Below are 16020 nucleotides of genomic sequence, written 5' to 3'. Positions count from 1 at the left end.
GGTGTCCGTCGGTCGCGACGAGCTGGCGACCTGCCTCGCCGTACTGGCCCGGTTGGACGACGCCGACCTCGACGAGGCGACCCGGCAGACGCTGGAGCGCGCCGTCGGTGTCGCCGCCCGGGGCGTGAAGAAGCGGGCCAAAAGTCGCCGGGAGGCCGCCACCCGGGCGGCGGACCGGGCGGTGCTGGCCGCCGCCACCCGGTTCCACACCGAGGTGCCGCAGACCGCTCCCGCACCGGTCGACGCGCCGGCCGGCACCGTCGGCACGTTGCGCCGCGACCGGCGCTGCTACGTCTGCAAGGCCGCCTACCGGGAGGTCGACGCCGACTACCACCTGATGTGCCCGCCGTGCGCCGAGGAGAACCGGGTCCGCCGGCACGCCCGCTGCGACCTGCGCGGCCGCACCGCGGTGGTCACCGGCGGCCGGGTGAAGATCGGTTTCCACACCGCGTTGAAGCTGCTCCGCGACGGCGCGCAGGTCGTGGTCACCACCCGCTTCCCGCGCGACGCCGCCCGCCGGTACGCGGCCGTGCCGGACTCCGCCGACTGGGCCGACCGGCTCTACGTGCACGGCCTGGACCTGCTCGACCTGCCCGCCACCCTGGACTTCGTCGCGCTCGTCGGTCGCCGGTTCACCGGGCTGGACATCCTGGTCAACAACGCGGCCCAGACGTTGTGGCGGCCACCGGCGTACCACCGGGAGGTGCGCGAGGCGGAGGCCACGCCGCTGGTGGGGCCGGCCGCCCGGATCGCCGTGGGCGCCGCGCCGGCCCGGCCGGCGACCGCCGGGCTGCCGGCGACGCTGGAGACCTACTTCCCGGCCGGGCGGGTCGACGAGACCGGCCAGCCGCTGGACCTGCGCGAGGTCAACTCGTGGGTGCTGCGTGACGGCGACGTCTCCCCGCACGAGTGGTTGCAGGCGCACGTGGTCAACGCCTTCGCCCCGTTCCTGCTCACCTCCCGTTTGCGTCCGCTGCTGGCGGCCAGCCCGCACCCGCAGCGGCACGTCGTGCAGGTGTCCGCCATGGAGGGCAGCTACTCGCGGGCCGGTAAGACGGTCCGCCACCCGCACACCAACATGGCCAAGGCCTCGCTCAACATGCTGGTCCGCACGGTCGCGGCCGACTACCTCACCAGCGGCATCCACATGAACGCGGTGGACACCGGCTGGGTCACCGACGAGCGTCCGCACCCGAGCAAGACCCACCAGCGCGAGCACGGTTTCCGTCCGCCACTGGACGTGATCGACGGTGCCGCCCGCGTCTACGACCCGGTGGTCCGTGGGGTCGGCGGCGCGCCGGTCAGCGGCCTGTTCCTCAAGGACTACCGGAGTGTGCCGTGGTGACCGAGCCGACGCCGGTGCGCTGCCCGATCATCGCCGACCCGACGGCGGGGCTGGCCGACCCGACCGACTTCGACCCGCTGCTGGGCCGCCTGGACCGGCCCGCGCCGATCGCCGACGCGGAGACGTTCCCGCGCGGCACGGTCCGCGCCGACGGCCGGCTCGACCTGTGCAAGCAGGGCGTCGGCCCGGCGCAGGCGGCCCGGATCGCGGCCGCCGCGGCGGGCTCGCCGCTGGTCCGGCACCTGCTGCTCGGCACCAACGCGCTCGGTGGGCCCGGTGCCCGGGCGGTGGCCGACGCGCTGCGCCCCGGCCACCGGCTGCACACCCTCTACCTGGGCTGCAACCTGATCGACGCCGGCGGGGTGGACGCGCTCGCCGACCGGCTGGCGGCCGACGGCGAGGTCCGGGCCCTCTGGCTCAAACGCAACCCGGTCGGCGACGACGGGGTGGGCCGGCTCGCCGAGGCGTTGCGGGTCAACACCACCCTGCGCACCCTCGACCTGGTCAACGTGGGGATGAGCGTGGTGGGGCTGGCGCGGCTGGCCGACGCGCTCACCGAGCGGCCGGTCCCGGTGCAGCGGCTCTTCCTCGGCGGCAACGGGTTCGGGCCGGAGGCGGTGCCTGTGCTGGGCACGCTGATCCACGCGGCCGGGGTCCGGGAGCTCTACCTGGCCGCCAACCACCTCGGCGACGACGGGGTCGCCGCGCTGGCCGCGCTCGCCGACGGCGTACCGGTGACGCTCGGCCTCGGCGGCAACGGCGTCACCCCGGTCGGGGTGGCCGCGCTGGCCCGGCACCTGGCCGCCTGGGAGGCCCTCGACCTGGCCCGGCCCCCGTCGGAGCGGGCGCTGGGAGCGCACGGCAACGTGGTCGGCGACGCGGGGGCGGAGGCGCTGGCGGCGGCCCTGCCCGGGGCCCGGCTGCGTCGCCTCGACGTGCGGCGTACGGAGATCGGTGGGCGGGGCGCGCGCCGCCTCGTCGCGGCGATCGAGGGCCACCCGACCCTGCTCTACCTCGGCATCAACGGCGGGGTGCCGCGTCGGCAGCGTCGCCGGGCCGCTGAGCTGCTGGCCGGGCAGCCGGCACCCGTGCCGCACGAGGACATCCAGGCGATCGCGAGCGTCTACCGGTGACCCGGCCCGTCCTGCCCGAGCTGCCGGTCTGGCGACGCATCCGGCGCTACGCCGTGCCGCCGGCGATGATCGAGGCGTGCGCCGCCGCGCGCGCGGCCGGCGACTGGCGGGCCGCCTGCGCCGCCGGCCGCATCGACGTCGAGGTCGACCTCGCGGCGGTCCGCGACGGGTTCGGCGCCCGACAGGCCGACCTGATCGAGGCGGACCTGGCCGTGCTCGCCCCGGACCTGCTGCGCTGGCACCTGCCCCGGGCGCTGGGTGGCCGGACCAGCCTCGCCACCGACCACCGCTGGCTGCTCTCCGTCCGCGACGGCCGGATCGGCGCCGACGACGCCGTCCTGGTCCTGCGCGCGCCGAAGACGGTGGACGGCTCCCAGCGGCTGCGCCTGACGGTGCGGTCCGCCGCCACGGCGGAACCCGACTGGCCGGACCTGCCGCCGGTGTACTGGAGCGCCGCGCACGTCGGCGGACTGCGGGCGGCCCACGGCGGCACCCCGGACCGGCTGCCCGGCTTCGAGACCGACGGCTCGGTCCGGCCGTTCGCGGCGTACCCGACCCGGGTCGACCCGGCGGACCCGGCGACCCGCGCGGAGCTCTTCGACCGGCTGATCGAGGCGGGTGATCCGGTCGGCGCGTGGGCGGCGACGGGCATCGAGCTGCAGTTGGATCCGGACGGAAAGGTCCGGCACGACCCCGGCGTGCCGATCGGGCTGGTGCTGCCCGTGAGCCTCGCCGCCGAACTGGACCGGTTGCACGCCCGCTACGGCATCGACGCGCTGATGGTCTGGGAGGACTGGCAGCTCGGTGGTGAGCTGCGGCGCGAGCCGCACGGCGTCACCTTCCGGCCCCTGGAGAGCCGCAGCGACTACTACCGCAAGCCCCGGCTCGCCGCCCCGGTGCACCACCGCCCGGCCGACCTGGAGCTGGTCCGGCACGGCCTGCTCGATCCGGCCGAGCTGCACCCGCTGGTACGGGCGGCGCTCTTCCCGAGCGCCCCGGCGACCCCGCCGCGCGACCGGATCGAGCTGCGCCGGGAGGTGCCGGTGCGCTGCCGGGGTGAGTGGCACGTGCTGCGGCACGGCGACGGTCGGCTCGACCCGGTGGCGCACCCGCCCGAGGAGGTGCGCCGCGAACAGCTCCTGGCCGGGCTCGGTGGGCAGGTCACCGGCTGCCTGGCGGCGGTCGCCGCCTGGCGCGGCGCGGCCGGCCCGCTGCCCCGGGCGCTGCGCCAGCTGCGCCGGGAGGTGCTGCTGCGGGTCCAGCACGGCGGCTCCGCCGCGCTAACCGACCTGCTCGACGCCGGGCTCGACCCCCGGCTCGGCGACGGCCGGGGCGGCACCCTGCTGCACCACCTGCGGGCCCTCGACGACACCGCCCTGGTCGCCCGGCTCGTCGACGCCGGGGTGCCGGTGGCGGCGGGAGACCGGCGTGGGCGTACCGCGCTGCACGTCGCGGTGGGTGACGGGGCCCGGCCCGATCAGGTCCGCGCGTTGCTGGCGGCCGGCGCCGACCCGACCCTGACCGATCACGAGGGGTACGGGGCCGCCGAGCTGGCCGCCGGCAAGGCCGAGATGTACGACGAGGACGAGCTCGACGAGGAGTACCGGGGCCCGCGCGAGGTGCTGGCGGTGCTCGAGGAGTGGATGGACCGGTGAACGCCGTACTCGCCGCCGCCGACGAACTGGTCGCCGCGACCCGGGCCTGGCGGGTCGAGCCGGCCCGGGACCCGAAGGTGGAGGCGCTGGCCCTGGCGGTCGCGGCCAACCTGCCGGTGCTGCTCTGGGGCGAGCCGGGCATCGGCAAGTCTGCCACCCTCCAGCAGCTCGCGGATGGGCTCGGCACCCCACTGGAGACGGTGATCGCCAGCGTGCACGAGCCGTCGGACTTCTCCGGGCTGCCGATCGTCGGCGACTCCCCCGCCACCGACGGGGTGCCGATGGCGCCGCCGGACTGGGCGGTCCGGCTGGCCCGGGGCGGCACCGGTCTGCTCTTCTTCGACGAGCTCTCCTCGGCCCCGCCGGCCGTGCAGGCGGCGCTGCTGCGGGTGGTGCTGGAACGCCGGGTCGGCAGCCTGCACCTGCCGACGGCGGTACGCATCGTGGCGGCGGCGAACCCGCCGACCAGCGCCGCCGACGGCTGGCACCTCGCGCCACCGCTGGCCAACCGCTTCGTCCACCTGCACTGGACGCACGACGCCCGTACCGTGGCCCGGGGCCTGTCCGGCACCTGGCCGGCGGTGACCGTGCCGACGGTCGAACCGGCGCGGGCCGCCTCGGCGCTGGCCCGGGCGCGCGGCGCGGTCGCCGGTTTCCTCACCGCCCGGCCCGGCCTGGCGCACCACCTGCCCAGCGACACCGAGGCGCGTGGCGGCGCCTGGCCGTCGCCGCGCACCTGGGAGATGGCACTGCGGCTGCTCACCTTCCACCACAGCTGCGGCACCGGGCGGGAGGCGCTGTCGCTGGCCCTGGTCGGCGCGGTCGGCGACGGTCCGGGCCTGGAGTTCGTCACCTACCTGGACAATCTCGACCTGCCGGACCCGGAGCGGGTGCTGGCCGACCCGGACGCATTCCGCCTGCCGGAGCGCGGCGACCGCCAGCTGGCATTCCTCACCGCCGTCATCTCGGCGGTGCAGGGCCGGGTGGACCAGCGGCGCTGGGAGGCGGCCTGGGTGGTGCTGGAGAAGGCGGTCACGGCCGGGGTGCCGGACGTCGCGGCCCGGGCCGCCATGGATCTCGCCGCGCTGCGCGAGCCGTCCTGGCCGGTGCCGGCGTCGATCGACGCGTTCGCCGAGGTGCTGCACCTGTCCGGCCGGCTGACCTGATGGCCGGCGGCCTGGACCGCACGAAGCTGCTCGCGGCCCGGTTCCGGGCCGCCCAGGACCGGCCCTACCTGGCCGCCGCGCTGTACAGCGTCACCGTGGTGCAGTCCCACGCGGTACCCACCATGGGCGTGGACCGCCGCTGGCGCTGCTACGTCAACCCCGACTTCGTCGCCGGCCTGCCGGTACCCCAGCTCGCCGCCGTTTGGATCCACGAGGTGGCGCACCTGCTGCGCGACCACCACGCACGGGCCGACCGGCTCACCGGCGCGCAGGGCCGCGACCACCACCGGGTCAACGTGGCGCAGGACTGCGAGATCAACGACGACCTGCTCGCCGACCGGCTGCCGCTGCCGCCGGGCCGGCTGGAGCCGAAGACGTACGACCTGCCGACCGGGCTGCTCTTCGAGCGCTACCTGGCGCTGCTGCCGCCGGAGGTGGCCGGCGTGCCGGTGCTCGACTGCGGCTCCGGCGCGCACGGGGTGGCCCGGCCGTGGGAGGGCGGCGACGGGTCGGGCGACGGGGTCGGCGAGGTCGAGGCCGGCGCGATCCGGCGGGACACCGCCCAGCAGATCCGGTCCGCGTCCCGCGCCCGGGGCAGCGTCCCGTCCGGCTGGCAACGGTGGGCCGAGACCGTCCTCGAACCCACGGTGGACTGGCGGCGAGCGCTCACCGGCGCGGTACGCGAGGCGGCCGCCTGGGCCGCCGGGGCGGTCGACTACACCTACCAGCGGCCGTCGCGGCGCTCGCAGGCGCTGCGCGGGGTGGTGCTGCCCCGGCTGCGGCAACCGGTGCCCCGGGTGGCGATCGTGGTGGACACCTCGGGGTCGATGTCCGACGCCCTGCTCGCGGCGGCGCTGGCCGAGGTGAGCGGGGTGCTGCGCGCGGTCGGGGTGGGCGGCAACCGGGTCACCGTGCTCTCCTGCGACGCGGCCGTGCACGTGGTCCGTGCCGTGCACACCGTCGGGCAGGTGGAGCTGGCCGGGGGCGGCGGCACCGACATGCGGGTGGGCATCGAGGCGGCGCTGTCGCATCGCCCGCACATCGTGGTGGTGCTCACCGACGGGCACACGCCGTGGCCGGCGACACCGCTGGAGTCGGTCCGGGTGGTGGCGGGTCTGATCGGGGCGCACGCCCCCACGCCGCCGGACTGGATCGCCGCGGTCCACATCGACGAGCCGGCCGGGATCAGCCCGCCAGTGCCGCGCTGATCGCCCGCACCTGGCCCGGGGCCACCGAGGTCCAGAAGTCGCCGTCGTGGCAGCCGGTGGAGATCCGCACCACGCCCGGGTCCGGCAGCCGGTCGCGCAGCGTCCGCACCGCCGGGGCGAACGGGTCGGCCGCGCCGATGGCGATCCGCACCGGCAGGCCGGCGAACTCTCGGGCCCGGGCTGTCACGTCGTGGCGGGCCCACTCGTCGGCGCTGTCGAAGGCGCCCGGGTTGACCCGCCGGGCGTCGCCGTACGAGTGGAAGACGGCCGGCGAGGTCGCCACCACCAGCCGGAACCGGCGCGGATGGGTCAGGGCGGCGAGCAGCGCGCCGTACCCGCCCATCGACCAGCCGGCCACCGCCACCCGGTCGGTACGCAGGCCCCGCCCGGCGAGCAGCGGCAGGAACTCGTCGACGAGCATGCCGAGCGGGTCGTCGTCGGCGTGCGGGTGCCAGTAACCGTCGCCGCCGTCGGGTGCGGCGAGCGCGAACGGGGCCGCCCCCTGGGGCAGCGCACCGGCGAGGAACTCCGGATAGGCGCCCGCGTGGACGGCGGCCCGGGCGTCCGAGGCGTACCCGTGCAGGGCCAGGCAGACCGGTAGCGGCGCGCCCGGGGCGTACCCGGGTGGGTAGGCGATGGCGAAGCCGACCTCCCGGCGGCGCGCCGCGGAGCGGAAGGTGCCGGTGACCGGCGCGGGGACGGCCGCGCGGGGCGCGTCCGGGGCGCGGGCGTCGCAGCGGCCGAGCAGGTTGTCGAGCGTGGCCTTGCCGGGCAGCACCTCGGCGTCGACCAGGGCGGCACCGCCCGCGCCGAGACCGGTGAGGGCGGCCGCGGCGCCGGCCGTCCGGAGCAGGGCACGTCGGCTCAACGGCATGGCGCTCACCCTAGATCACGCGCCGGGTTCGGTGGGCCCTGCGCCGGGGCGGGACAACCAGTACTGCAGGCCGGTGGCGAGCGTGGTCTGCAGCAGCGCGAAGTCACCGGAGCGGAACAGCCAGCCGTCCACTCCCGCCTCGTACCAGGCCGCCACGTCCGCCGGTGCGGGGTGACCGCTGAGCGCCAGCACCGGCAGCCGCGGCGCGCCGGGGTCCTGCCGGAGCGCCGTGACGGCCATCGTGGCGCCCACCGGGTCGTGGTCCAGGTCGAGCAGCACCAGCCGGGGTGGCGTCGACCGCCGGGCCCGCAGCCACGGCACCAGCGACACGGCGTCGACCGGGCCGTCGACGACCACGTCGGGCCACGACCGGGACAGCGCCAGCAGCACCTGCTGCGCGTCCTCCTCGCCGCCGCCGTGCACCAGCAGCAGCCGGTCAGCGCCCACGTACCGGTATCTCCGTCCACATGATGGTCTGCACCCCGTGCCGCACGACCGTGGCCCGGTCCGCGCCGCGCGGCCCGGGCAGCGGACGGATCAGCTCGGCCCGCCACCCGCCCGGCACGGCGAACACCGCCAGTTGAGCCGGCCCGTCGAGCCCGGCGGACGACCTGGCCAGCGATGCCGCGACGCGCCGCAGCAGGGTCCGCCGCGCGGCCGGCGGGTCCGTGGGCAACAGCGCGTCGAGCCGCGCCGACGCCTCCGTCCGGGCCGCCACGTCGGCGAGGTCCGGCAGGTCGACGCGCGCGAGCGGGCGACCGCGCGGACGTACCGCCAGCATCGCCACGTCGTCGTCGCCCCGGTCGCGGAAGCGCTCCACCGCGGCCCGGACCTCCTCGACGGCGACGTCCGCCGCGCCCCGGCCCGACGCGAGGGTGTCGGCCAGCCGGTCCACGCCGAAGAGCTCGTCGCCTCGGCGCGCCTCGGTCACCCCGTCGGTGAACAGCAGCAGCACGTCGTCGACGGTGAGCGCCAGCTCGACCTGCCGGTAGACCGGCTCCCGCACCATGCCGAGCATCGGCCCGCCCGGCCCCACCTCCGTCACCGTCCCGGCGCGGCGCAGCAGCGGACGCGGGTGACCGGCGACCGCCAGCCGCACCGCACAGGCGTCGCCGGCACCACGTACCTCGGCGACGACGGCGGTGCAGAACTCGCCGAACTGGCCGGTGGCGAGCAACGCCCGGTTGAGCCGGGTGAGGGCAGCCGCGGGTGACGCCCCGTCCTCCAGCACCGTGCGCACCACCGAGCGGGCGTGGCCGGTGACGCTCGCCGCGTCGGCACCCCGGCCGCAGACGTCCCCGATGACCAGCACGAAGTGGTCCTCGGCGAGGGCCACCACGTCGTAGAAGTCGCCGCCGACATCCAGTGAGGCGTCCCCGGCGGCGTAGTGCGCCGCCAGGTCGAACGCGGGCAGCTGCGGCAGACGCGGCGGCAGCAGCCGGTACTGCAGGGCCGCCACGTCGGCCGAGCGCTTGGCGTAGAGCAGGGCGTTGTCGGTGGCGACGGCCGCCCGGGTGGCCAGCTCCGCCAGCAGCGCCGGGTCGGCGAGCCCGGGTTGTCCCCCGGGGCGCGGTTGGATCAGGGTGATCGCGCCGATGGCCCGGCCCCGGGCCCGCAACGGGAGGATCCGCAGCCGGTCCAGCGTCAGCAGCGGGTGGTCCACCGAGACCTCCGCCGCTCCCCCGGCCAGGCACCGCTGCACCGCCTCGGTCAGCGCGCCGGAGGTGCTCGCCTCCTGCCTGAGCAGCCGCTCGATCCGCCCGTCCACGTGCCCCACGGCACTGAGCCGCAGCGCCCGGTGCGCGCGCAGATGCACCAGGCAGCCGTCGGCGAGGGCCGGCACGACCAGCCGGGCCAGCCGTTGCAGGGTGTCGTCGACGTCGAGCGACGACTGCAACTGCGCGGACGCGGTGGTGAGGAACGCGGCCCGGGCCCGGGCCAACCGGTGCTGCTCGTGGATGGCACCCCGGTCGAACACGGCGGTGGCGATCGGCGCCAGTTCGGCGAGGTGGTCGCCGTGGGCGGGGTCGAACCCGTCGCCGACGGCCACCAGCAGCGTCCCTCGGGCGGTCTGCCCGGTCAGCGGCACCATCGCCGCCCGGCGGATGCCGAGCCGGGCCAGCCGGGCGGTGTCCCCGGTGGACGCCTCCGCCAGGTCGGCCAGTTCCAGCACGGCCGCCGGTGGCGAGACGGCGGCCGACGCGAGGGCCGCGACCGCGTGACGTCCCTCGGGGACCGCGCAGCGGGCCGCGAGGGTCTGCGGACCGCCGTCGGCGTCGAGACGCACCACCGCCGCCGCGATCACCCCCGGCAGGGCCGACACGGCGTCGGCGAGCACCGCGGCCACCTGACGCAGGCTCACCGCGGCGGCGAGTCGGTCGACCAGGGTGGTCCGTTCCCGGGAGGCCTGGGCCAGCCGGGCGTCGCGGGCCGCCAGGCTGCGCAACCGCAGCTCGGTGCTCACCGAGTCGGCCAGCACCTCCAGGGTCCCCCGGGCCTCGGGCGACCAGTCGCGGACCCGCTGGTCGTAGACGCAGAGGGCACCCACCGGGCGACCCTCGATCGACAGCGGCACGCCCAGGTAGGCCCGTACGCCGCCGACCCGCACCGGCGGCAGGGCGGACACCCGGTCGTCGGCGGCGGCGTCGGCGACCACCAGCGGCGACCGCAGTGACATGGTGACCGTGCAGAGCGAGTCGGCCGCCCGCCCGGTCGTACCGGCCGACGGGGCCGCCCCCGCCGAACCGGCCACCACCTGCTCGGCGCCGATCAGGGAGACCTGGGCGCTCGGCGCCCCGCACAGGCGCGCGGCAAGCGCGGTCAGCCGGTCCAGGCCGGCCGAGGCGTCCGCGAGCGCCACGGACAGGTCCTCGACCGCCTGCCGGCGCTCCGGGTCGGCAACCAGGTCGTCGTCGATGAGCGCGTGCCCGGCGGGAGGCGGCACGGTGAGCCGGCGCAGCGCGGCGGCCACCTGATCGGCCAGGACCAACAGGTAGAGCTGCTCGACCTCGGTGAACTCGCGGGCCTGTCGGAACGAGATGCCGAGCACGCCGAGGACGGCGTCCTCGGCGACCAGGGGCAGGGCCGCGAGCCCCGCGAAGCCGGTGACCTTCGGTTGCAGCGCCGGGAACTCCCGGACCTTCGTGGCCGGATCGCCGAGCCACACCGCCCGCCGGCTCCGCGCCGCCCGGCCCGCCGGGGTGTCCGCCGACAGGGGCGTCCGCGCGAAGCTCTCCGTCAGCTGCTGCGGGTACCCGTCGACGGCCGCCACCACCAGGTCGTCCCCGTCGACCAGGAGCAGCGTGCCGGCACAGGCCTGCAGCGCGGACTTCGCCTGGGCCACGGCGATCGTGATCAACTCGTCCACGGTGAGCGCGGCCCGGCAGGCCCCGCGGATCATGCCGATCCGGCTCCGCAGGGACTCGACGTCCTCGCCGTCGACCCACTCGCTCCGTGTCGGCGGCACCGCCGAGGCGCTGTTCAACGATCCCCCTCCGTGGCCGCACCCCACAGCTCGGCAGAGCCTATGTCACCGTCCGCCGGCGTGCAGCGGCCCGAACAGGTGGAGGTGGCGCAGCTCTCCGGCGGGCCGCCCGCCGGTGGACGGACCCCCACGAGGTGGCGCAGCGGCGACCCGGGCAGGGATCGGCGACGGCCCCTGCGTCAGGATGGGGCCGGACTGGGGCGACAGGGGGAGGCACGCGTGCTCGGGGACGTGCTGGGGCTCGACGCCGACCAGGTCGCCGCCTACCGGGACCTCGTCGCCGCCGGCAGCGCCACCCCGGCCGGCTTCGCGGCGCTCCTGAGCATCCCGGTCGAGCGGTCCGCCGCCCTGCTCGACCGGCTGGCGGCCCGCGGCCTCGCCGAACGCGACCCCGCGGGAACTGCCCGGTACCGGGCCGTGCCACCGGCGCGGCTGCGCGCCGACCTGGTGCGCCGCCGGCACCAGGCGCGCCTGGCGGAGCTGGAGCTGGCCGCGCTGGAGGACGTGCACCGGGCCGCGAGCTTCGGCCGGGGGGCGCGGGACGTGGTCGACGTGGTCCGCGGCCCGGACGGGGTCCGCGACGCGTTCCACCGGCTGCAACGCGACGCCCGCGAGGAGGTCTGCGCCTTCGTCAAGGGCCCGCACCTGGTGGTCGAGGCGAGCGAGAACACCGCCGAGGAGACCGCCGTCGCCCGGGGGGTGCGGTACCGGCTGCTGATGGAACGCTCGCTGCTCGACGCCGGACCGGACTGGTTCGACGAGATCGTCCGAGGGCTGGCCGCCGGCCGGCAGGTCCGCATCGCCGAGACGCTGCCGCTGAAGTTGATCGTGGTGGACGGGGAGCAGGCGCTCATCCCGATCCTGGGCGATCCCGGGGTGACCCGGGCCGGCGCGCTGCTGGTGCACCCGGGTGGGCTGCTCGACGCGATGACCGCGCTGTTCGAGGCCGCCTGGGCGCAGGCCACCCCGGTGACCACCACCGCCGCTGCGGGCCCGCTCGACGACCTCGACGTGCGCATCCTCAGCCTGCTGCTGGCCGGGCTCGCCGACCCCGCCGTCGCCGAGCTGCTGCGCACCTCGCTGCGCAGCGTCCAGCGGCGGGTGCGCCGGCTGATGGACCTCACCGGCGTGCGGACCCGGATGGAGCTGGGCTTCGAGGCCGCCCGACGCGGCTGGCTCGACCCCAACCAGCCGCTGGCAGAACCCCGCCATGGCGGTTAACTGCCAGCTCACGGCATGGATCGCCGCCCGCACCCTGTGACAGCTTGTGGCTGCCACGCTGCAACCTCTCGGGCAGGAAAGACATGATCCGCATACCTCGCGTCGCCGCCGTCGGCGTCGCCGCCGCGCTCACCACGGCGCTGCTGCCACTGACCGCCGCCGCCGCCCCGGAAGCCGCCGCCGGACCCGGTCTGCCCGGGCCCGCCCGGGTGGACGCCGTCACCCTGATCACCGGCGACCGGGCCGTGCTGCGGACCGCCCCCGATGGCAGCCGGACCACCACACTGGACCGCGACGGGGTGCCGACCAGCGACTACCTGACCCGCCAGCACGGCGACGACCTCTACGTCATCCCCGCCGAGGCGGTGCCGCTGATCGGCCGGGGCTTCCTCGACGAGGAGCTGTTCAACGTCACCGGCCTCGTCGCGCAGGGCTACGACGACGCCGCCAGCGAGAGCATCCCGCTGCTCACCGTGGCCACCGGCGCGGCGGCCCGGCGGGCCGTACCGGTGCCGCCCGCCGCCACCCGCGGCCGGGCCCTGCCCTCGGCCGCCGCGGTGGCCTTCACCGCGCCGAAGGAGAAGGCCGCCGCAGTCTTCGACGAGCTGACCGATGAGGCCGGCAGCGGCGTGCGGGTCTGGCTGGACCGCAAGGTCAGCGCCACCCTGGACCGCAGCGTGGCCGCCGTCGGCGCACCGACCGCGTGGGCGGCCGGCCTCGACGGCAGCGGTACGAAGGTCGCCGTCCTCGACTCCGGCTACGACCCCGGCCACCCCGACCTGGCCGGCAAGGTCGTCGCCGCGCAGAACTTCACCGGCACCTGGAAGATCGACGACCGGCACGGCCACGGCACCCACGTCGCCTCCACGGTCGCCGGCACGGGCGCCGCCTCCGCCGGTAAGCACCAGGGTGTCGCCCCCGGCACCGAGTTACTCATCGGCAAGGTGCTCGACGACAGCGGCGCCGGGCAGACGTCCTGGATCATCGCCGGCATGGAGTGGGCCGTCGCGCAGGGCGCCGACGTGGTCAACATGAGCCTCGGCGGCGCGACCACGGACTGCACCGACCCGCTCGCGCAGGCCACCGAACGGCTCGCCAGCACCACCGGCGCCCTGTTCGTGGTGGCCGCCGGCAACGACGGCCCGCGCCGGGCCACCGTCGGCAGCCCCGGCTGCGCCCCGAGCGTGCTCACCGTCGGCGCGGTCGACGACGCCGGCGCCACCGCCGGCTTCTCCAGCCGGGGCCCGGTGGCCGGCGGTCCGCGCGCCAAGCCCGACCTCGCCGCCCCCGGCGTCGACATCCTCGCCGCCCGCGCGGGCGGACGCGGCGACGACGCGTACGTCGCCATGTCAGGCACCTCGATGGCCACCCCGCACGTCGCCGGCGCGGCCGCCATCCTGGCCGGTCAGCACCCCGACTGGACGCCCGCCCGGCTGAAGGCGGCGCTCGTCTCGGCCGCCCACCCGCGCCAGCCGTCCCGCGTGCAGGAGCAGGGCGCCGGGATGCTCGACATCCCCCGGACCACCACCCAGCGGCTGCTCGGCCCCGGCCTGGTCGACCTCGCCGCCTTCGGCTGGCCGCACGAGCGCGGCGAGACCGCCACCCGCGAGATCACCTGGACCAACACCGGGGACGCCCCGGTCACCGTCGAGCTGACCCTGGACACCGTCACCGGCGAGGACGGCCGGCCCGCCCCGGACGACATGGTCACCCTGGGCGCGACCCGGCTCACCGTGCCGGCCGGCGGCACCGCGAGCGTGCCGGTCACCGTCGACTCCGCGGTCAAGCTGCCGCTGGAGGCGTACGGCTCGTTCGGTGGACGGATCATCGCCCGCGACACGACCGGCGGCCAGGAGGTGGTCACCCCGATCGCGTTCTGGGTCGAGCCGAAGACCGTCACGCTGACCCTGCGCACCACCGACCGACGCGGCGAGGGCCCCACCTTCGGCAGCACCGTCGAGGTCACCGGCCTGGACGACGCCGGCTTCCAGCGCTACTACCCGCTGGGCATCGTCGAGAAGACCCTGCGGCTGCGGGCCGGGCGCTACGCCCTCTCCGGCTTCCTGTTCAGCGGCGAGCCCGGCACCACCGGCAACCAGGGCGTGCCCGCCTCGGTGGCGTACTTCGGCGACCCGGAGATCCTGCTCGACCGCGACACCGTCATCGACTGGGACGCCCGCACCGCGCACCGGATCCGCGTCGAGGGCGACCGGCCCACCGAGCACCAGGGCGTCCGCCTCGACTACGGCCGCTGGTGGGACCGGTGGCTGGTCACCGGCGGCGTCAGCCTCAGCAAGTACGTCGACGAGGTGTACGCCGCGCCGACCGGCAAGGCGAAGACCGGCGGCTTCGAGTTCTCCGCCGCCTGGCGCAGCCTCGCCCCCGAGCTGTCGGTGACCGTGGCCGGCGACGACAGCCCGGTCCCCGCCGAGTACCTGCCGCTCTCCCCCGACCTGCCGGACAGCCACGCCGCCGACCTGGTCGACGCCGGGGCGGGCAGCGCCGCCGAGCTGACCGCCGCCGGCGCGGCCGGCAAGCTCGTCCTGGTCAACACGACGAGCGCCACCACCGCCCGGAGCGCCGTCACGGCGGCGAAGGCCGCCGGGGCGACCGGTGTGGTGCTCGCCCACGACGCGCCCGGCCGCTGGCTGCCCCAGCTCACCGGCGGCGGCCCTGTGCTGCCCACCGTGTCGGTCACCCCGGCCGTCGAGCAGCGGCTGCGCGAGCGGCTCGCCGCCGGCCCGGTCCGGCTCGGCTGGGCCGGCATCCCGCTGGCGCGCAGCCCGTACGTCTACCACTTCGGGTTCACCGCCGACGACCGGCTCGACGGCGACCGGCACCTCAAGTACCACGACCAGCAGCTCGCCCGGGTGGACGCCGACTGGTACACCCAGGGCCAGCCGGCCCGCTACCACGACACCGTGTTCGTGCAGCGCCCGTACGGGGTCCGCTTCGGCATCGGCGCGTACCAGATCGGCATCCCGACGCCACTGGACGCCCCGGTCACCCGTCCCGAGTTCTACACCCCGGACGCCACCATCTGGTGGCATGGCGCGTACAGCGGCGTCTACAACAGCATGGACAGCAACGGTCCGGTGACGTACGCGGCGGCGGGCACCGGCAGCGAGACCTGGTACCGCCAGCCGGCACGCCCCGGTGTCGGCTGGAGCACCGGCGGTGACCGCGCGCCCATCGCGGTGCGCCAGGGCAGGACGATGACCGTCTCGGTGCCGCTGTGGCGCGACGCCGACCCCGACCACGTCGGGCAGGCCGCGATCTACGACTCCGGCCGCATGGAGCTGTACCGCAACGGCGAGCTGTACGCCAGGGGCCGCAACGACCAGCCCGGGTACGCACAGCTCACGGTCCCCGACGACGAGGCCGCCTACCGGCTGCGGCTGTCCGTGCAGCGCTCCCCCAACGTCGACCCGGCCTGGCGGATGTCGTTCGCGACCGAGACGAACTGGCGGTTCCGCTCGACCCGCCCGACCGATCAGTCGTACGCCCGGCTGCCGCTGCTGCTGCCCGAGTACGACCTGGCGCTGAACCGCACCAACCAGGCCCCGGCCGAGACGGCGTACCCGGTCCGGCTGACCGGCACCGGCCAGCCCGGCTACGACGCCGGCCGGGTCGTGGCGGCCCGGGCCTGGGTCTCCTACGGCGACCCGGTGCAGCTCGCCCACGTCACCGACTGGGTGGAGGTGCCGGTGGTCCGCGACGGCGACGACTGGGTGGCCCGGGTGGACAACACCCCCGCCGCCGGCCGGTACGTGTCACTGAAGGTCGACCTCACCGACGAGCACGGCAACGGCGTCGAGCAGACGATCGTGCGGGCGTACGGGGTGCCGTGAGGTGGTAGGGACGCGGGCGGACCGGGCAGGGGGTGTTCCGGTCCGCCCGGTGTCGGTCGGCCGCGACCGGCACGCGGTGGCCT

General features: G+C 76.5%; 10 protein-coding genes. 7 read left to right on the top strand and 3 right to left on the bottom strand.

What is annotated here, in order from left to right; genetic code table 11:
* Position 1: 1 nt before the first annotated feature.
* Genes GA0070611_RS05755 through GA0070611_RS05735 form a run of 5 tightly spaced genes read left to right on the top strand, consistent with a single transcriptional unit; the run spans position 2 to position 6507 of the window.
* Positions 2–1345, top strand: a complete 1344-nt coding sequence (locus GA0070611_RS05755) for an SDR family NAD(P)-dependent oxidoreductase (RefSeq protein ID WP_091658616.1) — start codon at positions 2–4, stop codon at positions 1343–1345.
* Complete coding sequence (locus GA0070611_RS05750) at positions 1342–2478, top strand: leucine-rich repeat domain-containing protein (protein WP_091672534.1); 1137 nt, start codon at positions 1342–1344, stop codon at positions 2476–2478. Before GA0070611_RS05755 ends, GA0070611_RS05750 begins: the two co-directional genes overlap by 4 nt.
* Positions 2475–4133 carry an ankyrin repeat domain-containing protein gene (locus GA0070611_RS05745; protein ID WP_091658612.1) on the top strand — a complete coding sequence of 553 codons (1659 nt, stop codon included), beginning with the start codon at positions 2475–2477 and terminating at the stop codon, positions 4131–4133. Before GA0070611_RS05750 ends, GA0070611_RS05745 begins: the two co-directional genes overlap by 4 nt.
* On the top strand, positions 4130–5299 hold the full coding sequence (locus GA0070611_RS05740; RefSeq protein ID WP_091658607.1) for an AAA family ATPase: 1170 nt from the start codon (positions 4130–4132) through the stop codon (positions 5297–5299). Before GA0070611_RS05745 ends, GA0070611_RS05740 begins: the two co-directional genes overlap by 4 nt.
* Positions 5299–6507, top strand: coding sequence for a vWA domain-containing protein (locus GA0070611_RS05735; RefSeq protein WP_091658603.1), 1209 nt, complete (start codon positions 5299–5301; stop codon positions 6505–6507). The genes GA0070611_RS05740 and GA0070611_RS05735 overlap by 1 nt, the downstream gene beginning before the upstream one ends.
* On the opposite strand, the gene GA0070611_RS05730 is transcribed toward GA0070611_RS05735, so the two are convergent.
* From GA0070611_RS05730 to GA0070611_RS05720, 3 genes are read right to left on the bottom strand one after another with little or no spacing between them, the layout of a single operon-like run.
* The gene (locus GA0070611_RS05730; protein WP_091658598.1) at positions 6485–7381 is read right to left on the bottom strand and encodes an alpha/beta hydrolase; all 897 of its coding nucleotides are present in this window, start codon (positions 7379–7381) and stop codon (positions 6485–6487) included. The two genes, GA0070611_RS05735 and GA0070611_RS05730, sit on opposite strands and share 23 nt — an antisense overlap.
* A gap of 15 nt (positions 7382–7396) precedes the next feature.
* Positions 7397–7828, bottom strand: a complete 432-nt coding sequence (locus tag GA0070611_RS05725; protein ID WP_091658595.1) for a response regulator — start codon at positions 7826–7828, stop codon at positions 7397–7399.
* On the bottom strand, positions 7818–10847 hold the full coding sequence (locus tag GA0070611_RS05720) for a SpoIIE family protein phosphatase (protein ID WP_091658591.1): 3030 nt from the start codon (positions 10845–10847) through the stop codon (positions 7818–7820). Before GA0070611_RS05720 ends, GA0070611_RS05725 begins: the two co-directional genes overlap by 11 nt.
* 237 nt (positions 10848–11084) lie before the next feature.
* Between GA0070611_RS05720 and GA0070611_RS05715 the strand changes: the two genes are divergently transcribed.
* Positions 11085–12086 carry a helix-turn-helix domain-containing protein gene (locus GA0070611_RS05715; RefSeq protein ID WP_091658587.1) on the top strand — a complete coding sequence of 334 codons (1002 nt, stop codon included), beginning with the start codon at positions 11085–11087 and terminating at the stop codon, positions 12084–12086.
* A gap of 83 nt (positions 12087–12169) precedes the next feature.
* On the top strand, positions 12170–15937 hold the full coding sequence (locus tag GA0070611_RS05710; RefSeq protein WP_091658585.1) for a S8 family peptidase: 3768 nt from the start codon (positions 12170–12172) through the stop codon (positions 15935–15937).
* Positions 15938–16020: the final 83 nt, after the last annotated feature.

The organism is Micromonospora auratinigra (assembly GCF_900089595.1).
Taxonomy (GTDB): Bacteria; Actinomycetota; Actinomycetes; order Mycobacteriales; family Micromonosporaceae; genus Micromonospora; species Micromonospora auratinigra.
Note: the sequence above shows the minus strand (reverse complement) of the source record. Positions and strands in the feature narration are given on the sequence as shown.

Excerpts from the sequence above, each read along its gene's own strand:
- GA0070611_RS05730 (WP_091658598.1), bottom strand. The coding sequence starts at position 7,381 with ATGCCGTTGAGCCGACGTGCCCTGCTCCGGACGGCCGGCGCCGCGGCC.
- GA0070611_RS05710 (WP_091658585.1), top strand. The coding sequence starts at position 12,170 with ATGATCCGCATACCTCGCGTCGCCGCCGTCGGCGTCGCCGCCGCGCTC.
- GA0070611_RS05735 (WP_091658603.1), top strand. The coding sequence starts at position 5,299 with ATGGCCGGCGGCCTGGACCGCACGAAGCTGCTCGCGGCCCGGTTCCGG.